Below are 15,792 nucleotides of genomic sequence, written 5' to 3'. Positions count from 1 at the left end.
CGCCGCCCGGAAGTCACGATCCCGGACTGTCGGCCGAACCTGCCGGCTCAGCGCTTGGTCAGCCCGCCGAGCACGTTGCGCAGGATGGCGTTGCCCACCTCCCGCCCGACGCTGCGGGCCATCGACCGCGCGGCGTTGCCGATCACCTGCTCGGCGAGGCTCTGCGGCGGCCGGCGGCCGGCCTTGCCCTTGGCAGGTGTCCCGAAGACGCTGCCGAAGACGCCGCCCAGCATCCCCCCGAGCCCGCCCTCGGAGGCGCCCTCCTCGGGCGCCGCGTCGAGGTTCTTGCGCTTGGCGAGCATCTCGTAGGCGCTCTCGTTGTCGACGCTGGCGTCGTACTTGCCCCGCAGCGGGCTCTGCGCGATCAGCGCCGCCCGCTCCTGCTGGGTCAGGGGCCCGACGCGCCCCTGCGGCGGCGCGACCAGCGCCCGCTCCACCAGGGACGGTGTGCCCTTCGGCTCCAGGAAACTCATCAGCGCCTCGCCGACGCCGAGTTCGGTGATGGCCGTCGCCACGTCGAAGGCCGGGTTCTGCCGGAAGGTCTCGGCTGCCGCCCGGACGGCCCGCTGGTCCCGTGGCGTGAAGGCCCGCAACGCGTGCTGGACGCGGTTTCCGAGCTGGCCCAGCACGGTCTCGGGCACGTCGAGGGGATTCTGCGTCACGAAGTAGACGCCGACCCCCTTCGAGCGGATCAGGCGCACGACCTGCTCGACCGCGTCGAGCAGCGATTTCGGCGCGTCGTTGAAGAGCAGATGCGCCTCGTCGAAGAAGAATACGAGCTTCGGTTTGTCGAGGTCGCCGACCTCCGGCAACTGCTCGAACAGCTCGGAGAGCATCCAGAGCAGGAACGAGGCGTAGAGCTTCGGCCGCTGCATCAGCTTGTCGGCCGCGAGGATGTTGACGAAGCCGCGCCCGTCGCGGTCCGTGCGCATGAAGTCCGTGAGGTCGAGCGCGGGCTCGCCGAAGAATTTGTCGGCGCCCTGGTTCTCGAGGACCAGCAGTTGCCGCTGGATCGCGCCCACCGACGCCGACGAGACGTTGCCGTACCGGCCCGAAATGTCCTTCAGGTTCTCGGAGCAGAAGGCCAGCAGGGCGCGCAGGTCCTTCAGGTCGATCACCGGCCACTGGTTCTCGTCCGCGACCCGGAACGCGATGTTGAGCACGCCCTCCTGCGTGTCGTTGAGCTCCAGCAGGCGGCCGAGCAGCAGGGGACCCATCTCGGTGACGGTGCAGCGGATCGGATGGCCCTGCTCGCCGAACAGGTCCCAGAACACCGTAGGGAAACGGTCGGGCTCGTAGGTGAGGCCGAGTTCCTCGGCGCGCTTCACGAAGGCAGGCTTGGCTTCCCCGGCAGCGGCGATGCCCGACAGGTCGCCCTTGATGTCGGCCGCGAAGACCGGCACCCCGGCATTGGAGAAACCCTCGGCCAGCACCTGGAGGGTTACGGTCTTGCCGGTGCCCGTCGCGCCGGCGACGAGCCCGTGCCGGTTGGCGAGCCGCAGGGCCAGCACCTCCGGCTTGCCCGGCCCCGAGGCCTGGACGCTCTTGCCGACCAGGATCGTACCGTCGCCCATCGTCGTTGCCCCCCGGCGCATCTGGGTACTGTTATGGACGGGGCGCCCGGACTTTTCCAGCGAGCGGGCCACCGGCTTGATTTCCGGCGCCTCAGAGTCGAAGGACGTCTGGAAGCATTCCGAAGAGATCATCACCATGGAAGAATTGCTCGCCCGCGTCACCGCCCGCACCGGGCTCGACGCCGCGACCGCACAGACCGCCATCGGGCACATCCTCGCCTTCCTGCAGAAGGAAGGGCCTGCGACGGAGGTCGGTCAGTTGCTGGCGGCTCTGCCGGGCTCCGAGACGCTGATCGCCGAAGCGAATGCCGGTGACGCCGGTGGGGGCGGCCTGATGGGCATGCTCGGCGGCATGATGGGTGGCGGCGGCGTGATGGCGCTCGGCCAGAAGCTCATGTCGGCCGGCGTGCCCATGGGCGAGATGCAGCCCCTGGGTCAGGAGCTTTTCGCCTTCGGCCGCGAGAAAGTCGGCGAGGACGCGATGGGCCCGATCATCGGCTCGATCCCCGGCCTCAACCAGTTCGTCTGAGGATCCCGGCGGTGTGCGCCGGCGCACCGCATTCGGGCGTCGTCTGGACAATCGTAAAAAAGAGGTTGCGCAGCGAAAGCTTGGCGGAACCTGTCCACGCGATGCCCGTTATTCCGGGTGTGGTACGAAACGCTGCTTCGGGCGGCAGTTTCGACCGCAAGCAAGCAGGCCGGCCATGCCCGTCTTCGAATCGAAAAACCTGGATAGCGAGTTCGAGGGCCAGGCGCTCCTCGCGTCGATACTTCACCCGACGCGTGCCGCTCAGACCCGGGCTTTGCGACACGGGCGGCGCCGCGCGGAACGCGCGGCCGCCCTGGCGGACCCGATGACGATCGAGCCGCGCTTCCCCCTCACCAACGACGTGCTCGTTCCGACAGCCTGCACGAGTCGCTGAGGGCAGTCACCAAGCCTGCGGCGTGACGAGGCCCTGGCGCGTCACCACCACCCAGTCCCGACCCCGGCGCTCGACGGCCTCGACCCGGCCAACGCCCGGCACGATGTCGCCTGGGCCCACCTCCACAAGCCGGTGACGCCGGTTCTCAAGGATCGCCGCGCCCTCGAAGATGTCTCGCAGGGCCCATCCGTCGATGACCGGCGGCTTCTCCGGCGTGGCGGCCTTCGGCTTCAGGTCTATCGCCTTGGCATCGGCCAGATTCGTCTCGGGGGCCCTGGGCTCCGAGCTTCTGGGCTCCGAGCTTCTTGGCTCCGGAACTTTGGCTTCGACACTCTTCGTCTCAACGCTCCGCGGTGCCTCGGCGAGGCTGCCGGTCTGGGTTGGCTCCGTGCGTGCAGCGGGCATCACGGCGGCCGTGGCGCGCCGCTCGAGCTGAGTCGCGAGGGCGGCAATCCGCGCGTTCTGCTCGCGCTCCACCTGCTCGAAGCGCTCGCTCAGGGCCGCTGTCTTGGCATTCAAGGTCTTGTCGAGCTGCGCGAGGCGGTCGCCGAGGGTGCTGCTACGGCTCCCGGCCTCCTTGCGCGCCGTGTCGGTGGATGCCCTCAGATCGGCGAGCACTTGATGAAGCTGCGCGATGTCGCTGCCGAGCCGGGCCGTCTCGGTCCGGCCCGCATCGAGCGTGGTGCTGAGTGCCATCACGGCATCGTTGGACGGCGCCGACCGAGTCATCGCTATGACGCCGCCGCCCAGGAGGGCACCCACGGCCAGCGCCGCGCCCGGTACGGCGAGGCGGTGCAGGTCGATCGGCGGCAGCGGCGGCAGCGCGAAGCGCTTGGGGGCCGAGACTTCCTTGACCTCGACCTTCGTCTCGGGCTTCGGATCCGTCGTTCCGCCCACCGCAGCCTTAAGCAGGTCGACCGGGGATACCGCCTGCTTGGCTTCGCTCTTCGTCATCGCCCCGAACTCCGCTCGCAGGATGTCGCTGCAAGCGTTCGTTAAGGACGTTTGTTTACGAAACGCTTACCGCGGGCGCGCGGATCAGGCCGCCAGCCCCCGCTTCTTGAGGAGCGGCGCGATACTGGGCATCCGGCCGCGGAAAGCCGTGTAGGCCTCGCGGGCGTCGCGCAGATTCCCGGCGCCGTACACGAAGGTGCGCAGGCGCTTGGCCGTCTCCGGGTCGAAGATATCGCCTGCCTCGCGGAAGGCATCGAACGCGTCCGCGTCGAGCACCTCCGACCAGAGATAGCTGTAGTAGCCGGCCGCGTAGCCGTCGCCCGAGAAGATGTGGGCGAAGTGCGGCGTCCGGTGCCGCATGGTGATCTCGGCCGGCATGCTGATCCGCCGCAGGGCCTCCGCTTCGAAGGCGGGCACGTCGAGGCCGGCCTCGCCCTCGGCGGAGAGGTGCAGCGTCATGTCGACGATGGCCGAGGCGGTGTACTCCACCGTGGCGAAACCCTGGTTGAAGGTGCGCGCCGCCAGCAGCTTCCGCAGGAGCGCGTCGGGCATCGGCTCCCCGGTCTGGTGGTGGCGCGCGTGCGTCCGGAGCACCTCCGGCTGCTCAAGCCAGTGCTCGTAGAGCTGCGACGGGAGTTCGACGAAGTCGCGCGAGACGGCCGTGCCGGACAGGATCGGGTAGGTCACATCGGACAGGAGGCCGTGCAGGGCGTGGCCGAACTCGTGGAACAGGGTCCGGGCATCGTCGAACGACAGCAGCGTGCTCTCGCCGGCGGGTGCCGTGGCGAAATTCATCACGTTGACGATGATCGGGGTGATCGGCCCGTTCAGGCGCTCCTGGGAGCGGAACGCGCTCATCCAGGCACCCGACCGCTTCGAGGCGCGGGCGAAATAATCGCCGAGGAACAGCCCGACCTCGGAGCCGTCCGGATTGCCCACTCGCCAGACCCGCACGTCGGCGTGGTAGCGGGGAACGTCGGACAGCTCCTCGAAGGTCAGGCCGAACAACCGCGCGGCCGTGTCGAAGGCCGCCTGGATCATGCGGTCGAGGGGCAGGTAGGCCTTGATCTCGCTCTCATCGAGATCGTGCTCGGCGCGGCGCACCTTCTCGGCGTAATGGCGCCAATCGTGGGCCTGGAGGGTGAAGTTGTGGCCCTCATCCTGGACCGCCCCCTGGAGGCGGTCGCGCTCCTCGGCGGCCCGGGCCCGGGCCGGCGTCCAGACGTCGCGCAGCAGGCCCGTGGCGGCCTCGGGACTCGCCGCCATCGTGTCGTCGAGGGCGAAATGCGCGAAGCTCTCGAAGCCGAGGAGCCGCGCCCGCTCGGCCCGGAGACTGACGATCTCGGCGCTCACCGCCCGGTTATCGGTCTCGCCGCCGTTCTCCCCGCGCCGAGTCCAGGCGGCGTAGGCGCGCTCGCGCAGATCACGGCGGGTGGAGAAGACCAGGAATGGCTCAATGAGGGAGCGCGACAGGGTGATGACGTGGCCGTCGTGCCCGCGCTCCTTCGCCGCGCTGGCGGCCGCAGCGCGCAGGAACGGCGGCAGGCCGGCGAGGTCGTCCTCCGATTTTAGGGCCAGCGTGAAGCTGCTCTCGTCGGCCAGCAGATTCTGGCTGAACCGCGTCCCGAGCTCCGACATGCGCGCGGCGATCTCGGCGATGCGCGCCTTGTCGTCTGGACCGAGCTCCGCGCCCGAGCGCCGGAAGCGGACGCGGTAGCGGTCGAGGACGCGGCGCTCCTCCGGGTCGAGCCCCTCGGCACCGACGGCCGAAATGCGGGCCCAGAGCTGCGGGTTAAGGTAGATGGCGCTGCCGTGCCGGGCGAGCTTCGGACCGATCTCCCGCTCGATCGCCTGCAGATCCGGATTCGTATGGCTGCCGGTCAAATTGTAGAAGACGCCGGCGACCCGATCGAGGGCGAGGCCGGCCCGTTCCATCGCCGCCACCGTATTGGCGAAGGTCGCCGGAGCCGTGTCGGCCGCGATGGCCCGGATCTCGGCATCGTGGGCCGCCAGCGCCGCCTCGAAGGCCGGCCGGTAATGGTCCGGATGGATCCGTTCGAAGGGTGGCAGGCCGAACGGCGTCGTCCAGTGCGCCTCCTGGAAGGGATTGTCCTGCGGCAGGCTCGGCAGCCCGGCATCAGCGGAGTCCAGCATACGGTCCTCGAAGTCATCCCTACGGCGACCATTGCCGTCGCCGTGCGGTCCGGCGACATGGGGTCGACGGGCGTCCTGCGGAAGACAGTGACCTGATCGCCGCATCCGTCAACCGCGCAGGCGATCCGAACGACGTCTCGCCCGTTACCATCGGCCAACGCCTAAGCTTCGAGGCCTCATGCCAGGACGTCTGCCGCCGATCCGTCGCACCGCGCCACCGCTCGCGCGCGGTCTCCTCGTCCTCGGTCTGGCCATCTTTCCGGCCGCGTCGGGCCGGACCGCCGAGGCCCCGGCTGCCACCGTGCCGGTCCCCCCACCGAAGCCGCCCGAGCGGCCGGACGCACTGAAGCCGCCGGCTGCCCCGGAGACTGCCCTTCCGGCGCCGCCGGCCCGACCGGCGGAACTGACACCACCCACGACGGTCTCGCCCAAGGAAAGCGGCAAACCCGCGGTCGAGGCGGGCACGGAGGCCGGCAAACCCGAGATGCCGTCGCCGCCGCCCACGCCGCCCGGCCGGCCGCCGGAACTCTCCGGCGAGGCGGCGCTCGCCCTGAAGGTCTCGCCCCCGGACGACACCGCCTGTCGGACGCGTCTCAAGCGCCTCGGAGTGGAGTTCGAGCCGCTGCCGCCGATCGCCGAGGGCCAGTGCACGGCGCCGCTTCCGCTGAAGGTCACCAAGTTCGCCGACGGCGTGACGCTTCCGCAGGGCGCGACACTGACCTGCCGGTCGGCCGAGGCGCTGGCGCGCTGGGTCACGGAAGTCCAGGTCGAGGCCGAGCGGACCCTCAAGCACCCACTCGCCACGCTCGAACTCGGTGGATCCTACGTGTGCCGGGGGCAGAACCACGATTTCGATGCAAAGCTCAGCGAGCACGCCTTCGCCAATGCCGCCGACGTGATGGGCTTCAGTTTTGCGGGGCGCCCGAGCATTCCGGTCAAGGCGATGCCTGAGGGATCCGAGGAGGCGCGGTTCCTGGTGGCCGTGCGCGGCAAGGCCTGCGAGTTCTTCCGAACGGTCCTGGGGCCGGGGTCGAACGCGGCCCATTCGAACCACTTCCATCTCGATGAGCGCGAGCGCAACGCGGGCCACCGCCTCTGCGAATAGGGCTCATGGAACGTTCCCGCCGGCTCGGCGCTTGTGGCACCGGAACGCGTCTGTTCCCGGAGATTGCGACGTCGATGTTCCCGACCCCTCGGCGGCCGGTCTGGGCGGCCCTCCTGGCGAGTTGCCTCATCGTGCAGGGTGCGGAGGCCAGACCGAGGGAATCCGCCAGGAAGGAGACCGGCAGGGGGGACACGACGCCCGCGCTGACGGCGGACGCGGTGAACGCGGCGACCCTGTCGCCGCAGGGCGGCGCGGCGGGGGGGTCAAAGCCCGAGGCGAAGAAGTCCGCCGGGCAGAGGCGCAAGTCGCGGGCGGCCGACGACAAGCCCGATCCGCTGATCGTCAAGGCGCAGGTTCTCCTCGACCGAGCCCATTTCTACCCGGGCGCCATCGACGGCCGGAAGGGCGAGAATTACCAGCATGCCCTCTCGGCCTTCGCGGTGGCGCAGGGCCTGCCCGCCACCCAGGACCTGACGCCGGAGGTCTGGGACAAGCTTCAGGGCACGAGCGACAAGCCGGCGGTTACGGATTACACGCTGACCGAGGCGGACGCGTCGGGCCCCTACGTCGACAAGATTCCGCCGAAGATGGAGGAGCAGGCCGACCTGAAGGATCTCGGCTACACCAATCCGCGGGAGATGCTGGCCGAACGCTTTCACATGAGCCGGGATCTCGTCAGCGCACTCAATCCGGGCAAGCCGCTCGACAAGGCCGGGACCACCATCGCGATTGCAGCCGTCGATCCGATGACCCTCGACAAGCCCAAGGGAAAGGATCTGCCGAAGGATCCGAAGGTCGACCGTATAGAAGTCGACAAGAGCAGCCGCGACGTACGCGCCTTCGGTGAGGATGGAAAGCTGGTCGCCTACTACCCCGCCTCGATCGGCAGCACGGAGAAGCCGGCCCCGAGCGGAGACACCAAGGTGAAGGGCGTGGCGTTCGATCCGGACTACACCTACAATCCGAAATATGCGTTCAAAGGTGTGAAGGCGAAGCACAAGTTCACCATCCAGGCTGGCCCCAACAACCCTGTCGGTCTTGTCTGGATCGATCTTGCCATCCCGAGCTACGGGATCCACGGCACGCCGGAGCCCGAGAAGGTCGGAAAGACCGAGTCGCACGGCTGCATCCGACTGACCAACTGGAATGCGCGCGATCTCGCGGCCCATGTGACCCGGGGCGCCAAGGTCAGCTTCAAGGATGACTAGGTCGCCGCACCGATCCGGCGTCGCCCCTGGTCAAAAATGTATCACCGGTTAACATACTAGGCGCTATTGGCGCCGGAACGACCCGGGAACGCTTGACACGTTGCGCATTACGGGCGACGCCAAAGGCCATCTTGTGGCCTGCCCGCCGAAGCTGCGCCGTATTACGGACCGTTGCTCGCGTGGTTCGCGAGATGAGACCTACTGCACGGCAAGATCCCCGGTGGCGGGGGCGTTCGAAGGGAAGACGGCCCGGCGTGACTGCTGACCCCAACGATGACGTCCTCAACGGCGTCCGCGTGCTCGTCGTCGAGGACGAGGCTGCCATCTCGATGCTGCTCGAGGACATGCTCCTCGATTTCGGTTGTTCGGTCGTCGGCCCGGCCGCGCGCCTGTCGTCGGCCCTCGAGATGGCGTCGCAGGAGACCTTCGAGGTTGCGATCCTGGACGTGAACGTCGCGGGCGAGCCGATCTACCCGGTGGCCGAGGCCATCGCGAAGCGCGATCTGCCGCTGGTGTTCTCCACGGGTTACGGCGGGGCGGGTATCCGCGAGCCCTTCCGGGACAGGCCCGTAGTGCAGAAGCCGTTCAGCCAAGCGGACCTGAAGCGGACGCTGATCGGCGCGATCCGCGCCGTCCGGGACTGACGGCGGCGCCTACAAGCCTTCGATCGTGAAGGCGTCGGCCACGTGGGCCGGCCATTCCCGCGCGCCGACGAACACCGCATCCGCCCGGAAGGTCATGCCGGCGCTCCAGGTATTGCGGCCGATCCAGGCCCGGACCGCGCGGGAAAAGCGGCGGCGCTTGGCCGCATCGATCGCCTCGCGGGCGTCCTCGCGCCGGGACCGGGCCTTCACCTCGACGAACGCGACGGTGTTCCAGCGCTGGACGATCAGGTCGATCTCGCCCCCCGCGACGCTCACGCGCCGGCCGACCGGCCAGTAGCCCTTGAGCATCAGGACCGCCAGCGCCAGCCACTCGGCCCGATGGCCGCGCCGATAGGCGGCGCGGTGCCGCTGCGCCCGGTCGGGGAGCGCGCCGTTCAAGGTTCGCCCCGCGCCAAAACCAGCGCCCGCGCGTAGACGAGACGACGCGGCTGCCCGGTATCGTCGGCGACGAGGCTCGCGGCATCCTTGATCGAGTGCCGCTCGAGCGCCGCACGCAGCAGCGCGTCGAGGGCGGCATCGCTGTCGGCCGTGCGCTCGGGCGCCGTGGCGGCGCCGATGATGACGACGATCTCGCCCTTCGGCGGCCCATCCTCGGCGAAGCGCGCGCTGAGGGAGCCCAATGTGTCGCGTCGGACGGTCTCATAGAGCTTGGTGAGTTCGCGGGTCACCGCGGCGGGCCGGTCGGGACCCAGCATCGCGGCGGCGTCCGCCAGCATTTCGGGGAGGCGGTGCGGCGATTCGAACAGGACCAGAGTCCCGGGGACCGGGACGAGCGCCTCCAGCCGGTTGCGCCGGGCGCCGGCCTTCTGAGGAAGGAAGCCCTCGAAGAAGAAGCGGTCCGTCGGCAGGCCGGCGGCAACCAGGGCGGTCATCACCGCCGAAGGACCCGGGACGGGCGTGATCCCGATCCCGGCCTCGATGGCGGCTTGGACGAGCTTGTAACCGGGGTCGGAGACCAGCGGCGTACCCGCATCCGACACCAGGGCCAGGGCCTCGCCGGCGCGCAGGCGGGCGACCATGCGTTCGCGCACCGCCTCGTTGGAATGCTCATGGTAGGCGAGGAGCGGGGTTGTGATGCCGTAATGAGCGAGCAGCGTCCGGGTGACCCGCGTGTCCTCGGCGAGGACCGCGTCCGCCGCCGCGAGCGTCGCCAGGGCGCGGATCGTTATGTCGCGGAGGTTGCCGATGGGCGTCGCCACGATGTGAAGGCCGGGCGCCAGGGTTTCGGCCTCGCTCGCCAGCCCGAAAGCCGTGAAGGTCGGGGTCCGCGGCCGATCCGCTCCGGGTTTGTGGGACGGGACTCTCATGTGAGGAGCAGTCCCCGGGGCGTCGAATCGGCGGGTCATCGTTGACCATGTTGCCACACCTGCCGGCTCTCGTCGCGGCAGCGGCCACCTCCAGGGGGCAAGTCCGCTGCGGCGCGTTTACATTTCCAAAGCCGATCGTCAGGCTATCCCCGCCTGCTTGAGGGAGTCCGCGCGATGGCGCGTCCGATAGGGGTGCGGGAGGGTCTTCCGCGCGCCGCCGCCCTGATCGCCGCGCTCTGCGCCGCGCTGCCGCTCCTCGGCGGTTGCCTCGCCACCGACGGCGGGCGGCGCCGGCCCTCGGCTCAGGCCGAGCTGTCACCGCCCGCGGCGGTGCCGCAGGCGCCCGCCGCAGACGCCCCGCCGACACTCGCTGCGGTGGGCGGGCAACGCATCGGCTCAGGCGCCGTGAAGGTCGCCCTGGTGCTGCCGCTCAGCGGACAAGGCGCCGCGGTGGGCGCGGCCATGCGCAACGCCGCCCAGCTCGCCTTCGACGAAGGACAACAGCCGGACCTGACGATCCTCGTGGAGGATGACCGGGGCAATCCCGACGGAGCGCGGGACGCGACGCAGGACGCCCTCCGGCAGGGCGCCGAGATCGTCCTCGGTCCTCTGTTCGCGGGGAGCGTACAGGCCGCGGCCGCAGTGGCGCGCGCCGCGGGCAAGCCGGTGATCGGATTCTCCACGGACGCCACCGTGGCGGCCCGGGGCGTCTACCTCCTGAGCTTCCTGCCCCAGCCGGAGGTGGACCGGGCGGTGGAGGACTCCGTGGCGGGAGGCAAGCGTTCCTTCGCGGCGTTGATCCCCGAGACCGCCTATGGCAACGCTGTCGAGGCCGAATTCCGCGAGGTCGTGGCGCGCCAGGGCGCCCGGGTCGCGGCCATCGAGCGATACCCCGCGGGTGCGCCCGGCCCCGCCGTGGAGCGGCTGGCGCGCGTCATCACCGGTCCCGGCGCGACGGCCGACGCCCTGTTCATCCCGGAGACCCCCGAGGGCCTGCCGGGCGTCGCGGCGGCCCTGACCAAGGCCGGCTTCTCGCCGGCCCGCGTCCGCCCGATCGGCACGGCTCTCTGGAACGAGCCGGCCCTGTTCACCCTGCCGGCCCTTCAGGGCGGCCGCTTCGCGGCCGCGGACCGGAGCGGGTTCTCCAATTTCAGCGGACGCTACCAAGCCAAGTTCGGCACCGTTCCGCCGCGCGTCGCCTCCCTCGCCTACGACGCCGTGATGCTGACCGCGGCACTGTCGCGGCAATACGGATCGCAGCGCTTCGCCGAACCCACTCTGACGAGCGGAGCGGGCTTCGCCGGAGTGGACGGCACCTTCCGGTTCCGGCCGGACGGGCAGAGCGAGCGGAGCTTGGCGGTCTACGAGATCCGCAACAACGCCACGACGACCGTGAGCCCGGCACCGCGGCTGCTGGCCAAGCCGGCGATCTGATCAGGCTGCCAATTCGGCGACCAGGGCGTTGAGGACCGGCGCGCCCCGTGCGGTCGCGGCGATGCGGCCGCCCGGCCGCCGCTCCAGCAGACCATCGCCCACCAGCATGCCGACGCGGTTGCCGTTCAGCGGCCTGCCCTTCAGGGCCGCGTACCGTGCCGGATCGATGCCTTCGGCGAGGCGCAGTCCCATGACCAGAAACTCATCGGCCTGATCGGCGGCCGAAAGCATCTCGGTCTCGACGATGCCGTGGCCGTCGCGCTCGACCCGGGCGAGCCACGCCTCCGGCGATCGCTCCGTGATGGTGCCGACCCGCCCATGGGCCGTGACGAGTCGCCCATGGGCGCCCGGACCGATCCCGGCATACTCGCCGTAGCGCCAGTACAGCAGGTTGTGGCGCGATTCCGCGCCGGGCCGGGCGTGGTTGGAGATCTCGTAGGCGGGCAGCCCGGCCCCTGCGCACAGTTCCTGCGTCACGTCGTAGAGGGCCCGCCCGGTGTCGTCGTCGGGGATCACCAGCTTGCCGGCGGCGGCGAGGCCGTGGAACGGCGTGCCGGGCTCGATCGTGAGCTGGTAGAGAGAGAGATGCTCGGCGGCCCGGTCCAGCGCTTCGCGGAGTTCGGCGCGCCACAGCTCGGGGGTCTGATCGGAGCGGGCGTAGATCAGGTCGAACGACGTGCGGTCGAAGACGGCCTGCGCGACGCGGATGGCGTCGAGCGCCTGCGCCACGTCGTGAAGGCGGCCGAGTGCCTTCAGGGCCGTATCGTCCAGCGCCTGGACGCCGAGGGAGACGCGGTTGATTCCCGCGGCCCGGTAGCCGCGGAAGCGCCCGGCCTCGACGCTCGACGGGTTGGCCTCCAGGGTGATCTCGGCGTCCGACGCCACGGTCCAGTGCGCGGCCACCGCATCGAGGAGGCCCGCGACGGTCGCGGGCTGCATCAGCGAGGGCGTGCCGCCACCGAGGAAGACGCTGGTGACGGCCCGGCCGGGCGTCCGGCCCGCGGCGTTGGCGATCTCGGCCCGGAAGGCGTCGAGGAACCGCGACTCGTCGACGCCGCCGTGCCGGACATGGCTGTTGAAGTCGCAGTACGGGCACTTCGCGGCGCAGAAGGGCCAGTGCAGGTAGATCCCGAAACCCGCATCGCGGGTAAGATGGTCCGGGCCGGTCAAGGTCATGATGGACCTGGATGTGAGGGCAGGCGGCCGGTTTGGCAATCAGGAGGCTGGGGCGAGGCAGGCCCGGCTCAGCTCCACGAAGGCCCGCGCCCGGTGCGACAGCCCCTCGCCCTTCTGCCAGTCGACGCCGTGCTTCTCGTCGGCGCTCATCTCCCCGAACGTGCGATCGTGTCCCTCGGGACGGAAGATCGGGTCGTAGCCGAATCCGGCCGTGCCTTTCGCCGCCACGAGGTCGCCGAACACCCGACCTTCGAAAAGTTCGGTGTGTCCGTCGGGCCAGGCGAGCACCAGCGCCGACACGAAATGGGCGCGGCGGGACTGCGCCCCGCGCTGATCCAACTCCGCGAAGATCCGCGCCATGGCACCGGCGAAGTCCTTGGTCGGCCCGGCCCAGCGCGCCGAGAAGATGCCGGGCGCGCCGTCGAGCGCGTCCACGCAGAGGCCGGAATCGTCGGCGAAGGCCGGGAGCCCGGTCGCGTCCGCGGCGGCCTTGGCCTTGATGAACGCGTTCTCGGCGAACATCGTGCCGGTCTCGTCCGGCTCCGGCAGCCCCAGCTCTCCGGCCGACACCGCTTCGACGCCGAACGGCGCCAGAAGCTCGCGCATCTCGGTGAGCTTGCCGGCGTTGTGGGTGGCGATCACCACCTTGCCGGTCAGCCTCCGGCCATGGCGGGGCGCGGGGCTCACGCGATCGCCTCCTTCTGGAGGGCGACCAGCCGGTCGGTCCCGGCGCGGGCGAGCCGCAGCAACTCGAGGAGCTGGTCCTCCGAGAACGGCTCCATCTCGGCGGTGCCCTGCACCTCGACGATGCCGCCCCGGCCTGTCAGCACGAAATTGGCGTCGGTCTCGGCCGCGGAATCCTCGGCGTAGTCGAGGTCGAGGACGGGCGTGCCCTTGTACAGTCCGCACGACACGGCCGCGACGTGGTCGCGCAGCGGATCGACCGAGATGATCGAGCGGGCCCGCATCCAGGTGAAGCAATCGTGGAGCGCCACCCAGGCGCCGGTGATGGCGGCTGTGCGGGTGCCGCCGTCGGCCTGGATCACGTCGCAATCTATCGTGATCTGGCGCTCGCCGATCGCCGGCAGGTTGGTGACCGCGCGGAGCGAGCGGCCGATCAGCCGCTGGATCTCCTGGGTCCGCCCCGAGGGCTTGCCGGAACCGACCTCGCGGCGGGTGCGTTCGTGCGTCGCACGCGGCAGCATGGCGTACTCGGCCGTGACCCATCCCTTGCCGGAACCGCGGAGCCACGGCGGGCCCCGCTCTTCCAGGGAGGCGGTGCAGAGCACCCGGGTGTTGCCGAAGCTGACCAGGCAGGAGCCCTCGGCGTAGCGCGAGACCGCGCGCTCCAGGCTGACGGACCGCAACTCGTCGGCGGCACGCTTGGAAGGCCGCATTGCAGGCCCTTTCTGTCGAGGAGATCGAGGGCCGGGCTCATAGGCCGAGCCGTCACCGCGGGCAAGCAGCGCCCGGCTGATCGATCCCGGCGGATTGATCCTTGCCGGCCGTCCGGACATGATCGGACCACAGGATGACCGCGTGACAGATCCGACCTTCAGAGTGACGAACGGCCAGTCCATGCAGGCGCTTGCCGCGCTCAACGAGCGTGCCCGCGAGATCTTTCGCCAGATCGTCGAGAGTTATCTGACGACGGGGGAGCCAGTGGGATCGCGCAATCTGGCGCGAATCCTTCCGATGACTCTGTCACCGGCCTCGATCCGCAATGTGATGGCGGATCTGGAGCATTCCGGTCTGATCTTCGCGCCCCACACGTCGGCCGGCCGCCTGCCGACAGAGCTGGGTCTGCGGTTCTTCGTGGACGCCATGCTCGAACTGGGCGACGTCAGCCAGGACGAGCAGGCCCGGATCGAGGCGCAGATGCGGGCGGCCGCGTCCGGCCACACCTTTGACTCGGCGCTCGCCGAGGCATCGACGATGCTGTCGGGGGTGTCGCGCGGCGCCGGCGTGGTCCTGACCACCAAGGCGAACGTGAACCTCAAGCACATCGAGTTCGTCCGCCTCGATCCCGCCCGCGCCCTGGTGATCCTGGTCTCGGACGACGGCTCCGTGGAGAACCGCCTCGTGGACCTGCCCCCGGGCCTGCCGGCAGGCGCGCTTCAGGAGGCGACCAACTTCCTCAATGCCCGGCTGCAGGGCCGCACCCTGGGATCGCTGCGCGCCGAGATCGAGGCCGGACGCAAGGCCATGAAACGTGAGCTCGACGCCATCACCGAGCGCCTCGTGGATGCCGGGCTCGCCACGCCGGTCGGCCCGTCAGAGGCGCGCCAGCTGATCGTGCGCGGACAGGCGAACCTGCTCGACGACCTGCGCGCGGTCGAGGATCTCGAGCGCATCCGGCTGCTGTTCAACGACCTCGAGACCCAGAAGGACGTCATCGACCTCCTGGCCCGTGCCGAGGGTGGCGAGGGCGTGCGGATCTTCATCGGTTCGGAGAACAAGCTGTTCTCGCTGTCCGGGTCGTCGCTGATCGCGGCGCCGTTCCGCGACGGATCGCAGAAGATCGTGGGCGTGGTCGGGGTGATCGGCCCGACGCGACTGAACTACGCCCGGATCGTGCCGATGGTCGACTATACGGCGCGGGTGGTGTCGAAATTATTGGATGGCGGACGGTAGCAGGAGCCGAACGGGCGCATCGCCCGCCCGGCCCCGGGGATCGTATGCGTCAGGCCGGGATCACGTCCACGATCTCATACGTATCGGGATCGATGATCACGATATCGTCGCGCACCAGGATGAACTCGTAGCCCTCGTATTCCGGCACCAGGGTGACGATCGCCGGCGGCAGCCGGTGCAGCGTGACCGAGCGCGGGATCGCCGTCCCAACCGCCAGCCCGAACGCCACGTCCCGGAGGGGCGAAACGCCCAGGCGGGTGATCGAGCTGCGGAACTCGGTGCGCTGCCGCGTGTCGAGACGGCCGACCGCGCCGCGAGCGGAACCGCCCTCGCGGACGCCCCCACGACCACCCCGCTCACCGGCCGCGCCGCGGCCGCCCTGGTTCGGTCCGGCACCGTCCCGGCCGCCGCGCTCGCCCGCAGCGCCGGGCTCGCGCCCGCCACGGTCTCCGCGTTCCTCGCGGTTGCCGCGATCACCACGATCGCCGCGGTCGCCGGCGCCGGGGTTGGCGCCCGGACCAGCGCGCTCGGAGGGACCGTTGCGCTCGGCGGCTCCGCCGGGCCGGCCGGGTCCCTCGGCGCCGCGACCGGCAGGTCCGCCCGGCTCGGCTCCGCGCGCACCGCCCTCGGCGCCGCCAGGCCCGCGCGTCGCGCCACC

The 15,792-nt window shown here is 70.3% G+C and carries 16 protein-coding genes; 7 read left to right on the top strand and 9 right to left on the bottom strand.

What is annotated here, in order from left to right:
- Nucleotides 1–47: 47 nt before the first annotated feature.
- Nucleotides 48–1,595: a helicase HerA-like domain-containing protein gene (locus ACLBX9_RS00555; protein WP_447717532.1), complete on the bottom strand. Its 1,548-nt coding sequence runs from the start codon at nt 1,593–1,595 to the stop codon at nt 48–50.
- A 115-nt stretch (nt 1,596–1,710) separates the two neighbouring features.
- Here ACLBX9_RS00555 and ACLBX9_RS00550 point away from each other — a divergent pair, with 115 nt between their 5' ends.
- Both ACLBX9_RS00550 and ACLBX9_RS00545 read left to right on the top strand, forming a co-directional pair.
- Nucleotides 1,711–2,103, top strand: coding sequence for a DUF2267 domain-containing protein (locus ACLBX9_RS00550; RefSeq protein ID WP_158168454.1), 393 nt, complete (start codon nt 1,711–1,713; stop codon nt 2,101–2,103).
- A 175-nt stretch (nt 2,104–2,278) separates the two neighbouring features.
- Entirely contained in the window at nt 2,279–2,497 is a 219-nt protein-coding gene (locus tag ACLBX9_RS00545) for a hypothetical protein (RefSeq protein ID WP_158168456.1), read from the top strand.
- Nucleotides 2,498–2,503: 6 nt separating this feature from the next.
- On the opposite strand, the gene ACLBX9_RS00540 is transcribed toward ACLBX9_RS00545, so the two are convergent.
- Together ACLBX9_RS00540 and ACLBX9_RS00535 are read right to left on the bottom strand one after the other, a co-directional pair.
- Nucleotides 2,504–3,451 (bottom strand): hypothetical protein, encoded by a 948-nt coding sequence (locus tag ACLBX9_RS00540; protein ID WP_447717531.1) that lies wholly within the window; start codon nt 3,449–3,451, stop codon nt 2,504–2,506.
- Nucleotides 3,452–3,535: 84 nt separating this feature from the next.
- Nucleotides 3,536–5,605, bottom strand: coding sequence for a M3 family metallopeptidase (locus tag ACLBX9_RS00535; RefSeq protein WP_447717530.1), 2,070 nt, complete (start codon nt 5,603–5,605; stop codon nt 3,536–3,538).
- Between the two features lie 178 nt (nt 5,606–5,783).
- On the opposite strand from ACLBX9_RS00535, the gene ACLBX9_RS00530 reads away from it, so the two are divergent.
- The 3 genes from ACLBX9_RS00530 (at nt 5,784) to ACLBX9_RS00520 (ending at nt 8,562) form a co-directional block, all read left to right on the top strand.
- Nucleotides 5,784–6,710: an extensin family protein gene (locus tag ACLBX9_RS00530; protein WP_447717529.1), complete on the top strand. Its 927-nt coding sequence runs from the start codon at nt 5,784–5,786 to the stop codon at nt 6,708–6,710.
- Nucleotides 6,711–6,784: 74 nt separating this feature from the next.
- Nucleotides 6,785–7,918 carry a L,D-transpeptidase family protein gene (locus tag ACLBX9_RS00525; protein ID WP_447717528.1) on the top strand — a complete coding sequence of 378 codons (1,134 nt, stop codon included), beginning with the start codon at nt 6,785–6,787 and terminating at the stop codon, nt 7,916–7,918.
- Between the two features lie 254 nt (nt 7,919–8,172).
- A complete protein-coding gene (locus ACLBX9_RS00520; RefSeq protein WP_158168463.1) occupies nt 8,173–8,562 on the top strand; it encodes a response regulator in 390 nt (129 codons plus the stop codon).
- A 9-nt stretch (nt 8,563–8,571) separates the two neighbouring features.
- On the opposite strand, the gene ACLBX9_RS00515 is transcribed toward ACLBX9_RS00520, so the two are convergent.
- Together ACLBX9_RS00515 and rsmI are read right to left on the bottom strand one after the other, a co-directional pair.
- Nucleotides 8,572–8,961: a YraN family protein gene (locus ACLBX9_RS00515; protein WP_158168465.1), complete on the bottom strand. Its 390-nt coding sequence runs from the start codon at nt 8,959–8,961 to the stop codon at nt 8,572–8,574.
- Complete coding sequence (gene rsmI, locus ACLBX9_RS00510) at nt 8,958–9,890, bottom strand: 16S rRNA (cytidine(1402)-2'-O)-methyltransferase (RefSeq protein ID WP_447717527.1); 933 nt, start codon at nt 9,888–9,890, stop codon at nt 8,958–8,960. The genes ACLBX9_RS00515 and rsmI overlap by 4 nt, the downstream gene beginning before the upstream one ends.
- Before the next feature lie 174 nt (nt 9,891–10,064).
- On the opposite strand from rsmI, the gene ACLBX9_RS00505 reads away from it, so the two are divergent.
- Nucleotides 10,065–11,324: a penicillin-binding protein activator gene (locus ACLBX9_RS00505; RefSeq protein ID WP_447717526.1), complete on the top strand. Its 1,260-nt coding sequence runs from the start codon at nt 10,065–10,067 to the stop codon at nt 11,322–11,324.
- Here the strand turns inward: ACLBX9_RS00505 and hemW are convergent, their stop codons facing one another.
- Genes hemW through rph form a run of 3 tightly spaced genes read right to left on the bottom strand, consistent with a single transcriptional unit; the run spans nt 11,325 to nt 13,897 of the window.
- Nucleotides 11,325–12,500, bottom strand: a complete 1,176-nt coding sequence (gene hemW, locus ACLBX9_RS00500; RefSeq protein ID WP_447717525.1) for a radical SAM family heme chaperone HemW — start codon at nt 12,498–12,500, stop codon at nt 11,325–11,327. It lies immediately after the preceding gene.
- Between the two features lie 39 nt (nt 12,501–12,539).
- Complete coding sequence (gene rdgB, locus ACLBX9_RS00495) at nt 12,540–13,187, bottom strand: RdgB/HAM1 family non-canonical purine NTP pyrophosphatase (protein WP_447717524.1); 648 nt, start codon at nt 13,185–13,187, stop codon at nt 12,540–12,542.
- On the bottom strand, nt 13,184–13,897 hold the full coding sequence (gene rph / locus ACLBX9_RS00490; RefSeq protein WP_158168473.1) for a ribonuclease PH: 714 nt from the start codon (nt 13,895–13,897) through the stop codon (nt 13,184–13,186). Before rph ends, rdgB begins: the two co-directional genes overlap by 4 nt.
- 181 nt (nt 13,898–14,078) lie before the next feature.
- Here rph and hrcA point away from each other — a divergent pair, with 181 nt between their 5' ends.
- Nucleotides 14,079–15,134, top strand: coding sequence for a heat-inducible transcriptional repressor HrcA (gene hrcA, locus ACLBX9_RS00485; protein WP_158169374.1), 1,056 nt, complete (start codon nt 14,079–14,081; stop codon nt 15,132–15,134).
- Nucleotides 15,135–15,183: 49 nt separating this feature from the next.
- On the opposite strand, the gene ACLBX9_RS00480 is transcribed toward hrcA, so the two are convergent.
- The coding region (locus ACLBX9_RS00480; RefSeq protein WP_447717523.1) for a DUF1236 domain-containing protein at nt 15,184–15,792 on the bottom strand (609 nt) is incomplete at its 5' end.

The sequence above is a fragment of the Methylobacterium sp. A49B genome, assembly GCF_053346215.1.
The sequence above is the reverse complement of the archived record's forward strand: the minus strand, read 5'-3'. Positions and strand labels throughout refer to the sequence as shown.